An 18,781-nucleotide genomic window follows, 5' to 3' on the forward strand; every position below is an offset into this window, starting at 1 on the left:
TATGGGTCGGGAAAATGCTTTTTGAAGTCAATGGCAGAGAGGAGGGGATTCGAACCCCTGAGGGGCTTACACCCCAACACGCTTTCCAGGCGTGCGCCTTAAACCACTCGGCCACCTCTCCACATGCGATCTTTGATATATCGCGAAAGCGGGCGGACATTAGCCGAGACGCCCGCGCTTGACAAGGCCCAATCAGCCTCTTTTTTCACTTTGGCAAAATCGCCCGTATGGCCCGTTTGACGCGCGATACAGTTGCGCGGCGTAACGGTCTGAAACCCTTGGTATTGAAGGGGTTGCCATAATCTTTACTTCTTGTTGAGGTCTGATGCGTAAGGTTTCGTGTCAGGGTTTCCAACCGCTGTGTTGTCTGGCCGTGCGTCAAAGCCCCTTTACGACAGCGGCAATGACCCGTTAGGGTGTCGGCAATATTTACTAATATACCGACCCTGACAGGTAGTTTGGAGAGGATAATGTGGTTTTTCCGGGCGTTGGGATGGATCCTGCTATTCGCCAGCATCGCGGTGCTGGTCGATGATTCCATCACCGCGCTTCAAACAGGCAGTTTTCGATTGGTCGCCGCGGGCGAGCTCTGGTATCGCCTTGATACCGGCAGCCTGAACCTGCTGCAATCGGTCATTCAGCGCTATATTTCTGTCTGGGCGTGGGACACCATCTTTGTGCCGGTTCTGCTGGCCCCGGCACTTGTTGTGCTGTTTGTACCCTCGGCCATCCTTCTTCTCCTGACCCGCAAGCGCAAGCGTCAGCGCATCTTCTGATCCCGCCCGATTTTTGCTGTCCAGGCCCGCCGGGTCACGTGTGGGTTTAGCCCTTTGTCGGCTTGTCTCGCCCGGTCGTGCGCGGCACACTGCCGACCATAAAGGTCACAACAGGCAGGAAAACCGGGATGAAGGCGTGGATCTGCACCGCATTTGGCGAAGAACCGCAATGGATGAATGCCCCGGACCCGGTGCTCAAGCCCGGTCAGGTTCTGATTGATGTCGCCGCCTGTGGCGTCAATTTCGCCGATACCCTGATTCTGAAGGGCAAATATCAAAAGCGTCCCGACGGTCCCTTTTCCCCCGGTTTTGAAGTCAGCGGCACGGTGCGTGCGGTTGGCGCGGGTGTCACCCATGTCAAATCCGGTGATGCGGTGATGGCCCTGCCCGATTGGGGCGGATACGCCGAACAGGTTGTGTCTGATGGCAGCCTTGTGATTCCGTTGCCGGATGGTGTGGGCTTTAACAGTGCCGCAGCCTTCCAAGTCGCCTATGGCACAAGCTGGTTTGCCTTGAAATATCGCGCTGATGTCAAACCGGGGGAGATCGTTCTGGTCCATGGCGCGGCCAGCGGGGTGGGCCTGACGGCGGTCGAATGCGCCAAGCTTCTGGGTGCCACCGTGATTGCCACGGCGGGTGGTGCAGACAAATGCCAGATCGCGCGCGAACATGGCGCGGATCACGTCATTGATTATAAGTCCGAAAACATCCGCGACCGGGTGCTTGAAATCACCGCCCCGCTTGGAAAGCCCAAAGGGGCCGATATTGTCTATGATCCGGTCGGCGGCGATGTCTTTGATCAAAGCCTGCGCTGCGTTGCGCCCGGCGCGCGCATGCTTCTGATCGGCTTTGCCAGCGGCACGGTGCCCCAAATCCCCGCCAACATCCTGCTGGTCAAGAATGTGACGGCCATCGGCTTTTATTTTGGTGCCTATCTCGAACAGAATTCCGAGATCGCGCAGGCGGGCATGACAGAACTGCTCGAACGGCTGAAATCCGGGGCGATCCGCCCGATGATCTCGCGCGTCTATCGTCTTGAAGATGCGATGGAGGCCCTGACCTCCATCCGGGATCGCAGTGCGACCGGCAAACTGGTGATTGATTGTCGGGCAAACAGGTAAATACGTGGATTTCCAACATTAATTCCTTGGTATAGGATACCCGCGTCCCAACCACTTCTCTGCCGGATTTCGCCGTAATGCCCGACGATAAAAACAGGCCCGATCACGGCCAGTCTTCTGAAAAGACGCGCGATCAGTATGAAACCTATCCCTATCCGGACCGCAATCCGGAGGATGAGGACAAACGCCTGATTACCGGATCGCCGGGCAACTGGGACGAGGTCGTTCATTTCGTTTTTGGCGGGCGCGATCCATCGGCACAGACCAAAAGTGGCAAAATCAAAATCCTTGTCGCAGGCGGCGGCACCGGTGATGCGTTGGTCATGCTGGCCCAGCAGGCCCGTGATCGCAAAGCCAAGGCCGATATCGTCTATATCGATCTGTCCGAGAGCTCGCGCGCCATTGCCGAGGCGCGGATCAAGCGCCGTAATCTCGAGAAAAACGTCACCTTTGTCACCGGATCCTTTGTTGATCTGGCCGCAGAATACGGCCCGTTTGACTATATTGATTGCTGCGGGGTGCTGCACCATTTGCCCGATCCCGATGCTGGGCTCAAGGCACTGAGCGATGCGCTCAAACCCAATGGCGGCATGGGATTGATGGTCTACGGCGAGATTGGCCGCCAGGGCGTCTATCACATGCAGGAAATGATGGAGCGCCTCAATGCCGAGGCTGGCGGGGCGAAACGCCTTCATTTCGGCAAGGCGCTGTTTAACTCGCTTCCCGGCACCAACTGGCTCAAGCGCAATCCGTTTGTCGGCGATCATATCCATGGCGGCGATGCCGGGTTCTATGATCTTCTGCTGCATCAACAAGACCGCGCCTATCGCGTCGATGAGGTGTTTGATTTTGTCGAAGGTGCCGGACTGCGCCTGCAGAACTTCATCGAACCGATGCGCTATGACCCGACCACCTATTGTTCGCGTCACGATGTGCTCGATAAGGCGGTTCATGTGCCGTTTCGCGAGCGTGCCGCCCTTGCCGAACTGATGGCAGGCAACATCACCAAGCACACCTTTTATGTCGTCAAGGCCAAGAACAAGGTCAAACCGCCGGTCCCGTCGCCCGAGCTGATCCCGACTTTCACCCGCGTTGATGGTCCGTCGCTTGCCCGGTCGGTTGCCAAGACCGGCAATATCAAGATCACCTTTACCGGCCTTGCGGTCACGCGTACCATGCCCTCGGCCTCGCCAGCGATCCTGTCACGCATTGATGGCAAACGCTCGATCGGGGAGATCTATGACATGTTTGATCCCAAACCCGAAAAGTTCGAATTCAATGCCCAGTTCGCGGTGATGTATTCGGTGCTCAATGCCGCAAACCTGATGTATCTGCGCTACCCCGCGAGAAAGTAATTCTCCACCCAGACAAAAAAATGCCGGTCGCAGGGGGTGCAACCGGCATTTATCTACGCATGTTCCTTCCGGGGGGAGGCTGGAGCATGCGTTCAGGGATCTTAAGGTGAGCCTTACTTATTTCAGGCTCAGGCCTTTCCACGCATCCATCAGGGCTTCGATCAGAACCTGAAGCGGGAAAGTAATTGCGCTGTGCAGCGGGGATACATTGTTCTGCATGACAAAATACTCGGTTGTGCGCGTGTGCGCGGGTTAAGCTTTCCAGAACGGCTTGGCCGCTTCGCGTTTTGCGTCGTAGACGGTCCAGCCGATATCACGCAGCATGTGGGCATCCATGTCGGCCAGTTTCTGACGCAGGTCGTGACGTTTGACCCAGGTACGCGGCAGATCCAGCAGGCTGGTGGCGTTGTGATGACGGCGGGTGGCGACAAATGCGCCTGCTTCTTTGGTGATAGCAACCATTGCTCTAATCCTTTTAAAACTAGGCCTGCTCTCAACAATTCAGCGGCCCGGGCATCCATGATGCGTGTGTCGGTTATCTCTTAAACTCAGGGTTACCGAAAAAAACGCTTGCGCTCAAACCACCATTTGTCATCATTGCATGAGTTTTTATCATGCAAAGTAACCTTCATGAAACGCCGTCCATTGCCGCTAAATGCGCTTCGGGCCTTCGAAGTGGCCGGAAGACTCGAAAGCTTCACCAAGGCGTCACATGAGCTTAACGTGACCCAGGGTGCGGTCAGTCGGCAGGTGCAGCATCTTGAAGACGTGCTGGGTCGCAAGCTGTTTGAACGCCATCACAGAAGCCTGCGGTTGACCCGGGCCGGTCAGAACCTGTTAGAATCCCTGACCCCGGCCTTTGATGCCATCGAAGAAGCGGTGGCCAAGGTTGAAGATCGCGCCGATGACACGCTGCTTTCTGTCTCCGCACCGCTGACATTTTCCATGCGCTGGATCGTGCCGCGTCTGGGCCGGTTTCAGATGGAATATCCCGATCTTCAGGTTCAATTGGGCACCTATAGTGATGATCTGGCTTCGGTCGATTTCAACGAGGTTGATATCGCCATCCGATTTGCCGATCACGCAAATGAACAGCTTGTGCATGAATTCCTGACTGGCGAACGTCTGTTGCCGGTCTGTCACCCCAACCTCGCCAAGCAGCTCAATGCGCCCGAGGACCTCGCCGGGGTGACGCTTCTGCATTGTTCGGCCCAGCGCGAAGACTGGCGTATCTGGCTTGAAGGTACGGGTATTCAGGGTGTCGATGGCACCAAGGGGCCGGTATTTGCCACCCTTGATATGGCCATGGAGGCTGCGGCAAGTGGCTTTGGCGTGGTGATTTCCGACCCGGCGATGATCGGCGAATATGTCGTGACCAACCGTTTGACTGTGCCCTTTGATCTGCCGGTCGACAGTCCCTATGCCTATTCACTGGTCTATCCGCGTGGGCGTCTGGAACGGCGCAAGGTCAAGGCGTTTCGCGACTGGTTGATGGCCGAGATCAAGCTTGAAACCGCAAGGCAAAAACTGTCGAAAAAAGAGATGGAAAACAACAAGGTCACGTGATGGTGCCTTGAAATTGAACGATTTAGTAGTGACTATCAGATACTTCTAGTGTGGTGACATTCACATACGCACTATCTCTGGGGCTGGCGTTTGCCGACCATCGATTGCGTCACACTTGTTAAGTCCACATAATGAAGCAGTGATCAGCTTGCATCAGGGGAAGACGACAATCACATGATTTCGTATGCAGCCAGCATGAAAATGCCGGGCAGGGGGCGGCTGGGCATGGCCATGACATCGATCCTTTTTGCTAGTGCACTCACCCTGTTTGGCGCCGTCCTCGCAACGCCGGGCGTACATGCACAGGAAAGCGACACACCGACCATCAATCCGGCGCCGACCGTGGCCGTGGACGAGGCCGATCTCGCACCGCTGACGACCCGATCACATGGCATTTCGCTTTATGGTGATCTCAAATACGGGCCGGATTTCCACCACTTTGATTATGTGAACCCCGATGCGCCCAAGGGCGGCACCCTGGTACAATCTTCCATTGTTGCCTTTGATACGCTCAACCCCTTTACGCTCAAGGGCAATCCGGCAGCCGGTATCGGTCTGATCTATGATAGCCTGATGGTCGCCAGTGCCGATGAACCCTATGCGATGTATGGTCTGATCGCGCGCGAGATCGAAGTCCCCGAAGACCGGTCCTTTGCCATCTTCCATCTCGACCCGCGTGCCCGTTTTCAGGATGGCAGCGAAATCACCGCCGAAGACGTGAAGTTTTCCTATGAAATCCTGCTTGAAAAGGGCAGCCCGGTCTATCGCCAGATCTTCTCGCAGATCGAAGGTGCGGAGGTGATTGACGAGCTCACCGTCAAATTCACATTCAAGCCGGGCAATAACCGCGAAACGCCAATGACCGTGGCGGGCATTTCGATCATGCCCAAGAAGTTCTGGGAAGGAAAAGACTTCTCAAAGACCACCTTCGAAATTCCGGTGGGCAGCGGGCCCTATCGCATTGCCAGTATCGAGGCGGGCCGACGCATTACCTATGAACGGGTCAAGGATTACTGGGCTGCTGATTTCCCGGTCAATCGCGGCCAGAACAATTTCGATACCATTCGCTACGACACCTATCTTGATCCCGAAGTGCAGCGTCAGGCGTTTCTGGCTGGCGAATATATGCTGCGTTCCGAGCATTCATCGCGTGACTGGAATACGGCCTATGACACCCCGGCCGTGGAACGCGGCGATATCCAAAAGGAATTCATGCCCGATAATCTGCCAGTCGGGATGCAGGCCTACGTCATGAATAATCGCCTGCCGATCTTTTCGGACAGGCGTGTGCGTCGCGCGTTGCAATACGGGTTTGATTTCCAGTGGCTGAACCGTGCGATGTTCTATGGTGCCTATAGCCGTACCGACAGCTTCTTTGTGAACTCGGAACTGGCGGCAAAAGGCATCCCGACCGGTGCTGAACTGGCCCTGCTCGAACCCTATCGCGATCAGTTACCCGAAAAACTGTTTACTGAACCATATACCCTGCCGAACTTTGATGCGCCCAATGGCCGCCGCGAAGCCCTGCGCGAATCCATGACGCTTCTGAACGAAGCCGGCTGGGAAGTGCGCGACAAGGTCCTGGTCAATAAGGAAACCGGCCAACCGTTCCGCTTTGAGCTGATCATTCGCCAGCCCGGGCTTGAAAAGATCGCGCTGGTCGTCAAATCCCGCCTCAAACAGCTGGGCGTGGAAATGGACATTCGCCTGATCGATACCGGTCAGTGGGTCAACCGTATTCAGGCGTTTGATTTCGAAGTTACCACCTTCTGGTGGACGCAGGCCCTGACACCGGGCAATGAACAGCGGGTGTTCTGGAGCTCCGAGGCCGCCGATCAACCCGGATCGCGTAACTTTGCGGGCATCAAGAACCCGGTTGTTGATGCGATGATCGAAAACGTCACATCCGCCAACAGTTGGGAAGAACTGGTGGCCGCCACCCGCGCTCTGGACCGTGTGTTGTTGTGGGGGGACTATGTCATTCCACAATATTATCTCGGCGGGGACCGGATGGTTTGGTGGAATATCTTCGGACGGCCCGATGAAATCCCGCTCAAGGGCATGTCGGTCATGCGCTGGTGGATCGATCCGGACAAGGCCGCCAAACTTCAGATGGGGGGCAACTAGGCCATGCTGAACTATATTCTGCGCCGTTTGCTCCTGATCCCGGTCACCTTGTTTGGCATCATGCTGCTGAACTTCGCAATCATTCAGTTTGCCCCGGGTGGCCCGGTTGAACAGGTCATCGCCCAACTGCAGGGAACCGATGTTTCCTCAACCGCGCGGGTGACCAACCAGGGCGGTGACAGCGGGGGTGGCAGTTCGGATGCATCTTCTGCCTCGGGTAACAATTTCTCCTCGACCTCCGAATATCGCGGGGCACAAGGGCTTGATCCCGAAATCATCAAACAACTTGAAGTGCAGTTCGGCTTTGACAAGCCGGCCCATGAACGCTTCTGGATGATGATGAAGAACTATCTGACCTTTGATTTCGGCCAAAGCTATTTTCAGGACCGCGACGTGGTCGATCTGGTGCTTGATAAAATGCCGGTGTCGATCTCGCTGGGCATCTGGTCGACGCTCATTATCTACATTGTCTCGATCCCGCTTGGCATTACCAAGGCGGTGCGTGATGGCTCGAACTTCGATATCTGGTCTTCCGCTGCGATCATTGTCGGCTTTGCCATTCCGGGCTTCCTGTTTGCCGTCATGCTGATCGTGGTCTTTGCCGGTGGGGCTTATCTTGACTGGTTCCCGTTACGCGGGCTGACATCATCAAACTGGGAACAGCTTTCGCTGTGGGGCAAGATCGTTGATTATTTCTGGCATCTGACCCTGCCGATCATTGCGCTGACGATTTCCGGCTTTGCCACGCTCACCATGCTGACCAAGAACTCGTTCCTTGATGAAATCAACAAGCAGTATGTCGTGACCGCACGCGCCAAGGGCCTGACCGAAAAGCGTGTGCTTTATGGCCATGTTTTCCGCAACGCCATGCTGCTGATCATTGCCGGTTTCCCGAGTGCCCTGGTCGGTATGCTCTTTACCGGGTCGGTTCTGATCGAGGTGATCTTCTCGCTTGATGGTCTGGGGCTGCTTGGCTTTAACGCGGTGATGACGCGTGATTATCCGGTGATGTTTGCCACCCTTTATTTCTTCACGTTGTTTGGCCTGATCATGAACCTGATCAGTGACCTCAGTTATCATTTCGTTGATCCCCGGATCGACTTCGAAGCGCGGGGGAATTGATCATGATTCTTTCACCGCTAAACCTGCGTCGTCTGTCGAACTTCAAGGCCAACAAGCGTGGCTACTGGTCGCTTGTGATCTTTGCCATCCTGTTTGTCATTTGCCTGGTGGCTGAACTGGTCGCCAATGACAAACCGATCTTCGTCAAATACGGCGATGACTGGTATGTGCCGATCCTCTCGGACCATCCCGAAACGGCCTATGGCGGGGATTTTGATGTCGAGACCGATTTTTATGATCCCTATATTCAGGGCAAGATTTCTGAGAACGGCTTTGCCATCTGGCCGGTTATTCCGTTTTCCTATGACACCATCGATTTCGAAATGCGCGAACCGCAGCCGGCTCCGCCCTCCATGCGTCATTGGCTGGGCACCGATGAACTGGGTCGCGATGTTCTTGCGCGCCTGATTTACGGTTTCAGGATTTCGATCCTGTTTGGTCTGGCACTGACGGCTGTCAGTTCCGTGATCGGCATTGCCGCCGGCGCAGTGCAGGGCTATTTCGGGGGCTGGGTTGACCTTGGCTTCCAGCGTGTGATCGAAATCTGGTCGGGCTTGCCGCAACTCTTCATCCTGATCATTCTCGCCAGCCTGTTTGCACCGGGTTTCTGGACGCTTCTGTTCATCCTTGTGCTTTTTAGCTGGATGAGTTTGACCGGTCTTGTCCGTGCCGAATTTCTGCGTGCGCGTAACTTCGAATATGTCCGGGCCGCGCGTGCGCTTGGCATGACCGACACCCGGATCATGTATCGCCATGTATTGCCCAATGCGATGGTCGCAACAATCACCTTCCTGCCGTTCGTTTTGAATGGCTCGATTGTCGCCCTTACGTCGCTCGACTTCCTGTCGCTTGGTATGCCGCCCGGCTCGCCATCACTTGGCGAATTGCTGTTCCAGGGCAAGAACAACCTGCAGGCCCCGTGGCTTGGTATCACGGCTTTCTTTGCAATTGCCGTCATGCTCAGCCTTCTGATCTTTATCGGCGAGGCGGTGCGCGATGCGTTCGATCCGCGCAAGACGTTTTAGGAGACGGAAATGACCTCAACGACAGACAATCAACCGCTCCTGACCATCAAGGACCTCTCGGTCAAGTTCGCCGATACCACGGCGGTAAAGGACGTGTCCTTTAGCCTTGAGCGCGGCCAGACCATGGCGCTTGTCGGTGAAAGTGGCTCGGGCAAATCGGTCACCGCCCTTTCGATCCTGCAATTGCTGCCCTATCCGCGCGCCAGCCACCCGTCCGGCTCGATCATCTTTGACGGACAGGAAATGGTCGGGGCCAAGGAACGCCCACTGCGCAAGATCCGTGGCAACCGGATTTCCATGATCTTTCAGGAACCGATGACCTCGCTGAACCCGCTGCACAATATCGAAAAGCAGATCGGCGAAGTCTTGATGCTCCACAAGGGCCTGAGCGGATCCAAGGCGCGTGCACGTATTCTTGAACTGCTCGAGCTGGTGGGCATTCCCGATCCGGCCTCCCGGCTCAAGGCCCTGCCGCATGAACTTTCCGGCGGGCAGCGCCAGCGTGTGATGATCGCCATGGCCCTTGCCAACGAGCCGGAATTGCTTATTGCCGATGAGCCGACCACGGCCCTTGATGTCACCATTCAGGCGCAGATCCTTGAACTGCTCAACGATCTGCAAAGCAAGCTCGGCATGGCGCTGTTGCTGATCACCCATGATCTGCAGATCGTTCAGAAAATGGCGCAAACCGTCTGTGTCATGAAGGACGGCGAAATTGTTGAGGCTGGCGAAGCCCACGCGCTATTTGAAGCACCCAAGCACGCCTATACCAAAAAGCTGCTCTCTGCCGTGCCCAGTGGTCAGGCGCCCGCACTGCCCGAAAACGCGACCGAGTTACTTGAAACCAGCAACATTCATGTGCAGTTCCCGATTGGCCGCAAGGGCATCCTGGGCCGTCCGGATCACTACCTCAATGCCGTTGATCAGATTTCACTGACGCTGAAACAGGGCGAAACGCTTGGCATTGTTGGGGAAAGCGGCTCGGGCAAGACCACGCTTGCCATGGCGATCCTCAGGCTTTTGAAATCAAGCGGTGATATCCGCTTTGGCGGGGAAGACATTCGTGGCTTTGCCGGGGCGGATTTGCGCAAGCTCCGCCGGGATATGCAGGTCGTGTTCCAGGATCCGTTCGGCTCGCTCAGCCCGCGCATGTCGATCGCCCAGATCGTTGGCGAGGGGCTTGAAATCCATGAGCCAACCCTTTCCAAGGCCGAACGCGAAGCCCGCATTGCCGAGGCATTGTCAGAGGTCGACCTGCCGCAAAATGCCATGGACCGTTATCCGCACGAATTTTCCGGCGGGCAGCGTCAGCGCATTTCAATTGCCCGCGCATTGGTCCTGAAACCGCGCTTTATCGTACTGGATGAACCGACCTCTGCGCTTGATATGTCGGTACAGGCGCAAATCGTTGAATTACTTCGCGATTTGCAGGCACGCCATAAAATGGCATACTTGTTCATCAGTCATGATTTGCGCGTTGTGCGTGCGTTGTCACACCGTGTCATGGTCATGCAGGGGGGTAAACTGGTCGAAAGCGGTGCGGCTGCCGATGTGTTTGACAACCCGCGCGAGCCCTATACCAAGGCCCTTCTGGCAGCAGCCCTTGATCTCAAGGCCGCCGGGACAGAATTTGTCAGTAACTAGGGCTGTCATCTCGTATGTGATCGGTTACAACCCACATGAACGGCTGGAATAGAAGGACTGCGAAGGCAGGTTTAAGGGTAGATATGTTGTCACGTGCGATGAAAAATCGAACCGGACACCGTCTTTGGGGCCACGTACTGATTATCGTGATGGCCTTTATGTTGTTTTCAGTAGATATGCCATCGGCGAGCGCTGCCGATACTCCGACGGATGAAGCGGGAACCGAAGAGCCCGAAGAACCCGCTGTTCCTGAAATTCCCGACACCGTTGTGGTGCCCGATCCGGTATCCCTGACCGTGGTTTTGCGCAAAAGCGGCACCATCCGCCAGGTCGTCTTTACCATATGGCTCGAAGCCACCTCGCGTCAGGCGGTCGATGTCATCGAACAGCGCCTGCCCAAGGTAATCAACGCCTTTCTGGTTGATCTGCAACGCCTGATGTATCGCGATACCGAGCAGCGTTATGAAAGCCGCGAGCCGGGCAAGCGCGGCTTTAAATATACCGCGCCTGATCTGCTGCCGCCCCCGCCGCCCAAGACCGAGGAAGAGCTCGTCGCCGAAGCCGAGGCTGCCGAAGCGGCTGAAGAAAATGGCGAGGAAATCGTCAAGGAACCGCCCTTCAACCCGTTCCAGCCGGCAAGCAACCGTTATTTCGCTGCCCTTCAGAACAAGCTTCTGCGCACCGGCCAGAATATCCTGCCGCCCGATACCCTGCGCTCGGTACAGATTCGGATGTTCTACGACTTTTGGCCGGGCGACAACAAGCGGCCCTAAGGGCTGCACGCACAGCGCAAATCCACCTAGACATGGCCGCGCTGCCTTACCCTTGTGCGATGCACGCATGGCCCATTGCCGATACGGCACTTGTCTGTGATCGGAGGTGTGATATCCGGTAGGCATTCGTCACCGGAGTTGCCCCAAACATGTCCTTTGAAATCTGGCTCAGTTTTACCCTGCTGGTCTTTCTGCTTGTCCTGACCCCAGGCCCCAGCATCCTGATCGGGATGTCGCATGCTTTGCGCTACGGCGCGCGCCCAACCCTGATGACCGCCTTGGGCGATGTCACCGCCAACATGATCCAGATGCTGATTGCAGCGCTTGGTGTTGGGGCGATCCTGGCAACCTCAACAACCGCCTTTGCGATTGTCAAATGGTGCGGGGTTGGGTTTCTTCTGGTGATCGGTTTGATGTCATTCTTTCGTAAACCCACGGAAATCATTATCAAAACCGGGTCCGAAACGAATAACCAGACCTGCTTTGAACCGGCAAATACCCTGCGTCTGTTTCGCGAAGGTTTTCTGGTCGCGGCCGGTAACCCCAAGGCGATTGCCTTCTTCGGGGCCCTGTTTCCACAATTCGTCGATCCGAGCCAACCGCTCATATCCCAACTGCTGATCCTTGGCGCGACTTTCGTGTTTCTTGATTACAGTTTCGTAATGATTTACGCGATCGGGGCCGCCCGGGTCATGCCCTGGCTGGTCAAGCGCGGTGGCGTAAACGTCATTGCCCGGCTGTCCGGGGGCGTTTTGATCGTCGCTGCTGGCCTTTTGGCCCTGATTGAGATGCCAGAAACCATGGCCGGGCCCCATCCGATCCCACAACCGGCTTTCAATCAGCCGTCGGCCGAATAATACCCGCAGACGCGGCGTGGGTCCCTTATGTCGGGGATAATGCGTTGATAAAGAAAGAAGAAAGCGCGCGTTACTGGCAGCTGTGACTGCATAAATTACGGACCAACCAGTCTGTATATAGCGATTTTTCGCCATATCAGATGTCACGCATTTAAAATTGGGAAGATTTACTGCCCTAAAAGGGCAATTTCGCAAGGCAGGGCCTTGGATGCGGGCGTTTTTCGCTGTTGTGATACGCGTCCAAATGCTGGCGGATTTGTTTTACAACCGGATCATTCGGTCTCAAGACCGGCGCCAACGATGATATCGCCGAATTCACGCAGGAAGACCGATCCCTTGACCGTACGCTGCACCAGAACCGAGCGGCGATCATCTTCATCGACCTTACGTTTGACCATGCCAAGCGAGCTCAGACGATCAAGGGCGCGGGTAATGGCGGGTTTGGAAATATTCAGCGCTTCGGAAAGGCCGCGTACCGTATGCGGGGCGGGGGTCAGGTAAACGCTCAGCAACAAGGCCATTTGTCGGGCCGACAGGTCGGGGGAATCCCGACGCACACTTTCAACAATCGCGATACGCCAAAGGTCAAGCGCCTGAGACGGTTTGATCTCGATCGACATGTTTGTGCCCAACAATTTATTTGTTACGAATACGTAATCTCTACCTGACCCCTGCCGTGATGTCAAAGGTGTAATTGCGAAATTTCAATTGGAGCCTTTTCCTTCCAGGTTGAACCGGTTGCGCCGGAGGCGTTCTTTTGTCCGGCAAGGAAACGATCGCAGCGCGTAGCGGCGCTACGGGCAAGGTCGTTGACGCAGCGGGGCGAATGAACGTCCCGGCCCGCAGGGTGTCGTTTGTCGAGGTTTCGCATGGTTACACCGCTTGAACGATGCGCCGCATCGCCCTGCGTCCTGTGCCTTGCCAAACCGTTCGACGAACGAGAACACAACCGATCCAACCTGGATGGATAAGGCTCTTGGTTTGGTTTACTTACCGTAACGATTCTTGATCAGCTTGAAGGCGGCCCGGATGCCTTGTGCTTCGCCGCCTGTCGGGCGGCCCGGACGATCTGATGGGTTCCAGGCCATCAGATCGATATGCGCCCAGCTTTTTGCCCCCTCGGCAAAGCGGTCAAGAAACAGGGCAGCAATGATCGCCCCGCCAAACGGGCTGCCGGAAATGTTGTTCATGTCCGCCGCCTTGCTATCAAGCTGGCTGCGATAATCTTCCCACAGCGGCAAACGCCACAGCGGATCATTTTCAGCCAGGCCCGTTTCCATCAAGCCATTGGCCAGATCATCATCGTTGGAAAAGAGTGCTGGCAAACCAAGACCAAGTGCGACGCGCGCCGCCCCGGTCAGGGTCGCGAAATCAAGCAGCATGTCGGGGTCTTCCGATGCGGCCTCGGTCAGGGCATCGGAAAGTACAATGCGTCCCTCGGCATCGGTATTGCCAACCTCGACGGTGATGCCCTTGCGGGTTTGCAAAATGTCACTCGGGCGATAGGCGCGACCCGAAACCATGTTTTCAACCGCCGGGATCAGAACGCGCAACCGCACCGGAAGGTTTGCTGCCATGATCATGTGCGCCAGTCCCAAAACCTGTGCCGAACCGCCCATATCCTTTTTCATCAGGATCATGTTGCTGGATGGTTTAAGGTCATAGCCGCCGGTGTCAAAGCACACACCCTTACCGACCAGCGTGATCTTCGGCGCCTTTTCATCACCCCATTTAAGATCAATCAGGCGGGGCGCACGATCACTGCCATGGCCAACCGTGTGAATGGCCGGGTAGTTTTGCTTAAGCAGGTCCTCGCCAACAATCGCACTGACCCTGGCGCCAAATTCCTGACCCAGCGCTGTGGCCGCAGCTTCAAGCTCGGCCGGGCCCATGTCATTGGCCGGCACATTGATCAGATCGCGCGCAAGCCCGATGCCGCGCGCAACGTTTTCGGCGCGTTTGGCCGCATCAATATCGTGCAGGGCAAATTTGGCGCGCTTGTCTTTCTTGCCATCATCCTTGCGATAACGATCAAACCGATACCCGCCCAGATAAAGACCAAGCGCTGCCTTCTCATAAAGATCATCTTGCTTGGCCAGATCATCTGAAAGCGCATAGGTCCCGGCGGGCAGGGCATTGGGCAAACCGGCAAAATCCCAGATCGCCTTGGCATCATCGACGTAGCCGATCAAAACCGACCCGACCGAGCCATCCGCACCGGGCAGGGAAAGCTGTGTACCACGCTTGCCTTCAAAGCCGTTTGCAGTGATCCATGACTTGGCGGCATCGGACTGCTTGGCAAGCCAGCTTTCAAAACCGCTTTCAAGGATCGGGGTGATCGGGGTCGGGTTGGCAGAAGGATCGTGTGCAATAATGTGGTCGTACAATTTATGATTTCCTGCTGGTGGCATAGTGAGAATATTGGCGTTCAGGTGATCTTACGGGCCGCTCCGGGCAAGAGCAATTCCAGAAACGAAAACCCCGCCAACCAGAGGTCCGCGGGGTTTGATGTTCATGCCTTGGATGGCGTCAGGCTTAGTCGTGGGTCTGATCCTGGTCCGGCGTCATGGACAGCATGATCGCCCGGTTCATGGTGATTGGTTTAGCGCTGTGATGGTTTTCCCCCGCCAGCAGGGCGAAGTCGAGATCGATTTTGGCAGCACCCTTTTCACTGATCAGGGCCGCCATGGCTTCTGCGTTTTCGACCATCGCATTGCGCTTTTTCCAGACCAGGCGCTTGGCGCGCGCCGCCTCAGACAGATAATCATCCCACGGCATCAGGCCTGATTCCATCGACCCGACGGTCAGGATAAGCGGCACCGGATGCTTCGGGGCAAAAGCCGGGTCGGCAAGCAACGCGCTGATTTCTTCAAACCGTCTGGCTGTATCAAACCACAGAGACGGGCTGACAGCGACATAGGCATCAAACGCATCGGGGCGTGTGGCCAGGCTATGAAGCGTCATCATCCCGGCAAGACTATGCCCAAACAGGGTTTCGCGGCTCTGGTCAATGGCATAATGCGTGGCAATAAACGGTTTGAACTCATCTATGACCGCATCAAGATACCGGTCCCCGCCGCCAAGTTCCGGCCATGCAAGCCCATTGGGCCGTTCATGCAAGTCATAGGTCTCAGCAAAGGGCGTATAGTCATATGTCCTGCCATCCATGCTGCGTGCACCCGGCATTTCGGCAAATCCGACAATAAGCGGTGCCACCAGCCCATAGCGTTTGCCAAGGCCTTCCATTTGCGCGCTCATCTCACTGAAAAGCGTGATAGAGGTCTCGCCGTCAAAGCTGTAAATGGCCGGATATCCGCTTTCGGGCGCGGCCTGATCGGGTTTCCAGACCAGAAGCCGGACATCACGTTCGAGGATGTCGGAATGAATGACATGCTCGTAAATCCGCACGGTCGGTTCCATCTCGCGCACGGTGTCTTGGTGATCAGGTGATGTTACTTCCTGGGCCTTTGGCGCAGGGGCAAGGGTCAGGATACCTGTGGCAATAACCAATATCCTGATGATCGAATGCAGCATGCTGTCCTCGTAAAAGCGGAATCCTCACAGGCCCTCAATTAAATGAAGTCCTGTCAGTGAAGACGTTCTGGAAGCCCAAAACGATAATCAAAATTCCATGCCGCTGATGCGACCTCGTTCTTGAATGGAGCCTGCAAACCGCTGATAGTGATCGACCGCGTCACCCGCGTCAGCCGCGCCACCCGCAAACCGATCCAAAGGGCCTGCCATGCAAAACCTTCCCGTTCTTTATATCGGCAATAAAAACTATTCCTCCTGGTCACTGCGCGCCTGGCTTGGCCTGCGCGTTGCCGGGGTCGCGTTCGAGGAAAAGCTGGTCCCGCTTCGTACAGAGGAATGGGCGGCCAAGGCCCCGGTCTTCTCGCCCAGTGCCAAGGTCCCGGCCTTCTTTGACGGCAGCAAAACCATCTGGGAGGCCCTTGGCATTCTTGAATACATCGCAGATCACCAGCCAGACACCATGCTCTGGCCGCTTGATATTGATGTGCGCGCCATTGCCCGTTCGGTCGCGCTTGAAATGCATGGCGGCTTTGGCGCGCTGCGCAGTTCCATGCCAATGAATTGCCGCAAAAGTCTTCCGGGTCTTGGCCGCAATCCGGGTGTTGATAAGGACATCAACCGCATCGGCGAAATCTTCAAGATGTGCCGCACGGGGTACGGGCAGGGTGGTGATTTCCTGTTTGGCCATTTCTCGATTGCCGATGCCATGTATGCCCCGGTGGTTTCGCGGTTCAAAACCTATGGCGTGACGCTCGATCCGATCGGCAATGCCTATATGGAAGCCATTCTTGCCCTGCCAGATATGCAGGAATGGTACAAAGCCGCCGCCGCAGAAGAATGGGTGATCGCGGAAGAAGAGGTCGAATAACTCATGCCCGGGCTAAGTGGAAAACTGCCCGAAATTGATCCGATGGGCGGCGACGCCGCCCTTGATCAGCTGTTGGCAGAGGTCCGCGCGTGCCGTATCTGTGCCGGGGAGTTGCCGCTTGGTCCGCGCCCGGTTGTCCGCATGGCAAAGACGGCGCGCATTCTGGTGATCGGGCAGGCGCCCGGTACGCGCGTGCACGAAACCGGCCTGCCGTGGAATGACGCATCGGGGGATCGGTTGCGCGACTGGCTGGGGTTATCAGACGATGATTTTTACGATCCGGCCAAGCTCGCCATCATGCCGATGGGCTTTTGCTATCCCGGCCGTTTTGAGCGCGGTGGGGATCTGCCACCGCGCCCGGAATGCGCCCCGACCTGGCATGATGCGCTGCGCCAATATCGGCCTGACGCTTCTGATCGGGCAATATGCCCAAGCCCGCTATCTCGGCAAGCGGCGCGCCAAGACCATGACCGAAACGGTCCATCGCTTTGACGCGTTCCTCGGCGAAGATATTTTGCCCATGCCCCATCCAAGCTGGCGCAACACCGCCTGGATGAAAAAGAACCCGTGGTTTGAAAGCGACCTTCTGCCAGTCTTGCAAAGCCGGGTACGCAGCCTGCTCGGCTAGGTCGATTTGGGCTGTGGCCGATCATATGTTTCAATGCGGCATGACTTTGAAAGAAGGAGGCACACCCCATGGTCAAACTCGACACATCCACCATCGAAACCGCCCTGACCGATCTTCCGGACTGGACGCTTGCCGATGACGGCCTCTCAATTAAACGCAGCTATAAATTCCGTGATTTCAATGCCGCTTTTGGCTTCATGAGCCGGGTCGCCCTGATGGCCGAAAAAATGGATCACCATCCCGAATGGTTCAATGTCTATAACAAGGTCGATGTCACTCTGACCACGCATAGCGACGGTGGTGTCACGCAAAAGGACATTGATCTCGCCCGCTTCATCGATTCTATAAAAAGTTAGAATGAAAACGCGCTCATAGGCTCAACCTCGACCCCCTAATCCGTCATGTCGTTCGTAAATGCACCTTCGTGATAGGAATGCAGGTCGTTTTTGTACCAGTACCGATCCGGGATTTGACTGGTTTCAGGTGTCGTGAATGGATTTGGGATATCAATTCTATTTCGGTTTGATATGTCCGCCATTTGTAAAGCGGACCGAATATTTGGATGCTGATTGAATAATCGCTCAAATGAGCCGTCGGCATATGCAACTTCAAATCCGCGCGAGATGGCATCAGCTAGTGCTGTATTTTCACGATTAACAAAAAAGAACATTGAGAACGGATATACAAGTAGCAGGCGTTTTTCGATTGTAATATTGGGATTGTCGCGACCGAACTCTCTTAATTCTGGTCCTATTTCCAATAGCCCGCGTGGAAAATAATCCAGTCTCCCGATGTCTATGAGCTTAAAGATAAGTTCATAAGGTGCTTCGGTCACCGTTAGGTTGGCATTCTCCAGAATCCTGATATCTGACCATCCCAGTCCCTGACCCGCATGCATCGACCAAAGCTGTTCAATTGTCCTGATTTTATCAAAAACGGGTTGTTGGTCGCGGTGGATGATAAATAGCCGATACCCAAGAAGTCCTCGCATAATGGGTACACGGATCGGAAGAAATTTTCTTTCGAGTTCTGGGCTTGTTCCAGCCCAGAGAATAGTTAGCTCTTCATGTTCCTGCAGTTCCTTTACGGCCCTAGTCTGTTGCATTGGTGTGGCCGACGGACGCAAGTGAAATGGCACGCCTGACTTTTGAAGCACGAGTTTGAGTGTTTCTTTTACGAAATCGTGCGGACCTTTTTCGTGTGCAACGCGCAAGGGATAAACGACATCAAGAGTTTCACTCCCATGCGCGCTTTGCACATTGCAGAACAACAAAAACACGAACGTTGCAAACGCCGAGCGCCTGAGAAAACAATTCATTGATCGTCATCCTGTCACGTCGTTGGTCACGCACGAATGAGCAGCATTTTATATTATTACTTAAGAA

17 protein-coding genes, 1 tRNA gene and 1 pseudogene are annotated in these 18,781 nt (G+C 55.6%); 13 read left to right on the forward strand and 6 right to left on the reverse strand.

All coding sequences use genetic code 11. The features are described from left to right. Positions 1 to 31: 31 nt before the first annotated feature. Positions 32 to 121 (reverse strand) — tRNA-Ser (locus tag ACXAIA_RS02730). Positions 122 to 470: 349 nt separating this feature from the next. Here ACXAIA_RS02730 and ACXAIA_RS02735 point away from each other — a divergent pair. The 3 genes from ACXAIA_RS02735 to ACXAIA_RS02745 all read left to right on the forward strand — a co-directional run bounded on the left by ACXAIA_RS02735 (position 471) and on the right by ACXAIA_RS02745 (position 3,252). Beyond that, positions 471 to 776 carry a hypothetical protein gene (locus ACXAIA_RS02735; RefSeq protein WP_475342814.1) on the forward strand — a complete coding sequence of 102 codons (306 nt, stop codon included), beginning with the start codon at positions 471 to 473 and terminating at the stop codon, positions 774 to 776. 128 nt (positions 777 to 904) lie between these two features. Further along, on the forward strand, positions 905 to 1,897 hold the full coding sequence (locus ACXAIA_RS02740; protein ID WP_475347989.1) for an NADPH:quinone oxidoreductase family protein: 993 nt from the start codon (positions 905 to 907) through the stop codon (positions 1,895 to 1,897). 77 nt (positions 1,898 to 1,974) lie between these two features. After that, the gene (locus tag ACXAIA_RS02745; protein WP_475347990.1) at positions 1,975 to 3,252 is read left to right on the forward strand and encodes a class I SAM-dependent methyltransferase; all 1,278 of its coding nucleotides are present in this window, start codon (positions 1,975 to 1,977) and stop codon (positions 3,250 to 3,252) included. A 252-nt stretch (positions 3,253 to 3,504) separates the two neighbouring features. Here the strand turns inward: ACXAIA_RS02745 and ACXAIA_RS02750 are convergent, their stop codons facing one another. Next, positions 3,505 to 3,714 carry a DUF1127 domain-containing protein gene (locus ACXAIA_RS02750; RefSeq protein WP_475347991.1) on the reverse strand — a complete coding sequence of 70 codons (210 nt, stop codon included), beginning with the start codon at positions 3,712 to 3,714 and terminating at the stop codon, positions 3,505 to 3,507. 168 nt (positions 3,715 to 3,882) lie between these two features. Between ACXAIA_RS02750 and gcvA the strand changes: the two genes are divergently transcribed. From gcvA to ACXAIA_RS02785, 7 genes are all read left to right on the forward strand, one after another. Next, positions 3,883 to 4,818 carry a transcriptional regulator GcvA gene (gene gcvA / locus ACXAIA_RS02755; RefSeq protein WP_475347992.1) on the forward strand — a complete coding sequence of 312 codons (936 nt, stop codon included), beginning with the start codon at positions 3,883 to 3,885 and terminating at the stop codon, positions 4,816 to 4,818. Positions 4,819 to 4,992: 174 nt separating this feature from the next. Then, the gene (locus ACXAIA_RS02760; protein ID WP_475347993.1) at positions 4,993 to 6,945 is read left to right on the forward strand and encodes an extracellular solute-binding protein; all 1,953 of its coding nucleotides are present in this window, start codon (positions 4,993 to 4,995) and stop codon (positions 6,943 to 6,945) included. Between the two features lie 3 nt (positions 6,946 to 6,948). Continuing rightward, entirely contained in the window at positions 6,949 to 8,067 is a 1,119-nt protein-coding gene (locus ACXAIA_RS02765) for a microcin C ABC transporter permease YejB (protein WP_475347994.1), read from the forward strand. A gap of 2 nt (positions 8,068 to 8,069) precedes the next feature. Next, on the forward strand, positions 8,070 to 9,092 hold the full coding sequence (locus ACXAIA_RS02770) for an ABC transporter permease (protein WP_475347995.1): 1,023 nt from the start codon (positions 8,070 to 8,072) through the stop codon (positions 9,090 to 9,092). A 9-nt stretch (positions 9,093 to 9,101) separates the two neighbouring features. Next, the gene (locus tag ACXAIA_RS02775; protein ID WP_475347996.1) at positions 9,102 to 10,736 is read left to right on the forward strand and encodes an ABC transporter ATP-binding protein; all 1,635 of its coding nucleotides are present in this window, start codon (positions 9,102 to 9,104) and stop codon (positions 10,734 to 10,736) included. Between the two features lie 158 nt (positions 10,737 to 10,894). Further along, entirely contained in the window at positions 10,895 to 11,509 is a 615-nt protein-coding gene (locus ACXAIA_RS02780) for a hypothetical protein (RefSeq protein WP_475347997.1), read from the forward strand. Positions 11,510 to 11,658: 149 nt separating this feature from the next. Beyond that, a complete protein-coding gene (locus ACXAIA_RS02785) occupies positions 11,659 to 12,366 on the forward strand; it encodes a LysE family translocator (RefSeq protein WP_475347998.1) in 708 nt (235 codons plus the stop codon). A gap of 272 nt (positions 12,367 to 12,638) precedes the next feature. On the opposite strand, the gene ACXAIA_RS02790 is transcribed toward ACXAIA_RS02785, so the two are convergent. The 3 genes from ACXAIA_RS02790 to ACXAIA_RS02800 form a co-directional block, all read right to left on the reverse strand. After that, positions 12,639 to 12,986: a MarR family transcriptional regulator gene (locus tag ACXAIA_RS02790; protein WP_475342803.1), complete on the reverse strand. Its 348-nt coding sequence runs from the start codon at positions 12,984 to 12,986 to the stop codon at positions 12,639 to 12,641. Positions 12,987 to 13,352: 366 nt separating this feature from the next. Continuing rightward, positions 13,353 to 14,753 carry a leucyl aminopeptidase family protein gene (locus ACXAIA_RS02795; protein ID WP_475347999.1) on the reverse strand — a complete coding sequence of 467 codons (1,401 nt, stop codon included), beginning with the start codon at positions 14,751 to 14,753 and terminating at the stop codon, positions 13,353 to 13,355. A gap of 148 nt (positions 14,754 to 14,901) precedes the next feature. Further along, positions 14,902 to 15,900, reverse strand: a complete 999-nt coding sequence (locus ACXAIA_RS02800; RefSeq protein ID WP_475348000.1) for an alpha/beta hydrolase — start codon at positions 15,898 to 15,900, stop codon at positions 14,902 to 14,904. A 208-nt stretch (positions 15,901 to 16,108) separates the two neighbouring features. Here ACXAIA_RS02800 and ACXAIA_RS02805 point away from each other — a divergent pair, with 208 nt between their 5' ends. The 3 genes and pseudogenes from ACXAIA_RS02805 (at position 16,109) to ACXAIA_RS02815 (ending at position 17,752) form a co-directional block, all read left to right on the forward strand. Then, a complete protein-coding gene (locus ACXAIA_RS02805; protein ID WP_475348001.1) occupies positions 16,109 to 16,768 on the forward strand; it encodes a glutathione S-transferase family protein in 660 nt (219 codons plus the stop codon). Between the two features lie 3 nt (positions 16,769 to 16,771). Then, positions 16,772 to 17,396 (forward strand): annotated as a pseudogene (locus ACXAIA_RS02810) (uracil-DNA glycosylase family protein). 68 nt (positions 17,397 to 17,464) lie between these two features. Then, complete coding sequence (locus ACXAIA_RS02815; protein ID WP_475348002.1) at positions 17,465 to 17,752, forward strand: 4a-hydroxytetrahydrobiopterin dehydratase; 288 nt, start codon at positions 17,465 to 17,467, stop codon at positions 17,750 to 17,752. 35 nt (positions 17,753 to 17,787) lie between these two features. On the opposite strand, the gene ACXAIA_RS02820 is transcribed toward ACXAIA_RS02815, so the two are convergent. Beyond that, positions 17,788 to 18,714: a hypothetical protein gene (locus tag ACXAIA_RS02820; protein WP_475348003.1), complete on the reverse strand. Its 927-nt coding sequence runs from the start codon at positions 18,712 to 18,714 to the stop codon at positions 17,788 to 17,790. Positions 18,715 to 18,781: the final 67 nt, after the last annotated feature.

Source organism: Thalassospira sp. ABL2_045, assembly GCF_056161285.1.

What these genes read in the sequence shown, in the direction of transcription:
- ACXAIA_RS02735 (WP_475342814.1), top strand. Translation starts at nt 471, where the DNA reads ATGTGGTTTTTCCGGGCGTTGGGATGGATCCTGCTATTCGCCAGCATC.
- ACXAIA_RS02740 (WP_475347989.1), top strand. Translation starts at nt 905, where the DNA reads ATGAAGGCGTGGATCTGCACCGCATTTGGCGAAGAACCGCAATGGATG.
- ACXAIA_RS02745 (WP_475347990.1), top strand. Translation starts at nt 1,975, where the DNA reads ATGCCCGACGATAAAAACAGGCCCGATCACGGCCAGTCTTCTGAAAAG.
- ACXAIA_RS02750 (WP_475347991.1), bottom strand. Translation starts at nt 3,714, where the DNA reads ATGGTTGCTATCACCAAAGAAGCAGGCGCATTTGTCGCCACCCGCCGT.
- gcvA (WP_475347992.1), top strand. Translation starts at nt 3,883, where the DNA reads ATGAAACGCCGTCCATTGCCGCTAAATGCGCTTCGGGCCTTCGAAGTG.
- ACXAIA_RS02760 (WP_475347993.1), top strand. Translation starts at nt 4,993, where the DNA reads ATGATTTCGTATGCAGCCAGCATGAAAATGCCGGGCAGGGGGCGGCTG.
- ACXAIA_RS02765 (WP_475347994.1), top strand. Translation starts at nt 6,949, where the DNA reads ATGCTGAACTATATTCTGCGCCGTTTGCTCCTGATCCCGGTCACCTTG.
- ACXAIA_RS02770 (WP_475347995.1), top strand. Translation starts at nt 8,070, where the DNA reads ATGATTCTTTCACCGCTAAACCTGCGTCGTCTGTCGAACTTCAAGGCC.
- ACXAIA_RS02775 (WP_475347996.1), top strand. Translation starts at nt 9,102, where the DNA reads ATGACCTCAACGACAGACAATCAACCGCTCCTGACCATCAAGGACCTC.
- ACXAIA_RS02780 (WP_475347997.1), top strand. Translation starts at nt 10,895, where the DNA reads ATGTTGTTTTCAGTAGATATGCCATCGGCGAGCGCTGCCGATACTCCG.
- ACXAIA_RS02785 (WP_475347998.1), top strand. Translation starts at nt 11,659, where the DNA reads ATGTCCTTTGAAATCTGGCTCAGTTTTACCCTGCTGGTCTTTCTGCTT.
- ACXAIA_RS02790 (WP_475342803.1), bottom strand. Translation starts at nt 12,986, where the DNA reads ATGTCGATCGAGATCAAACCGTCTCAGGCGCTTGACCTTTGGCGTATC.
- ACXAIA_RS02800 (WP_475348000.1), bottom strand. Translation starts at nt 15,900, where the DNA reads ATGCTGCATTCGATCATCAGGATATTGGTTATTGCCACAGGTATCCTG.
- ACXAIA_RS02805 (WP_475348001.1), top strand. Translation starts at nt 16,109, where the DNA reads ATGCAAAACCTTCCCGTTCTTTATATCGGCAATAAAAACTATTCCTCC.
- ACXAIA_RS02815 (WP_475348002.1), top strand. Translation starts at nt 17,465, where the DNA reads ATGGTCAAACTCGACACATCCACCATCGAAACCGCCCTGACCGATCTT.
- ACXAIA_RS02820 (WP_475348003.1), bottom strand. Translation starts at nt 18,714, where the DNA reads ATGAATTGTTTTCTCAGGCGCTCGGCGTTTGCAACGTTCGTGTTTTTG.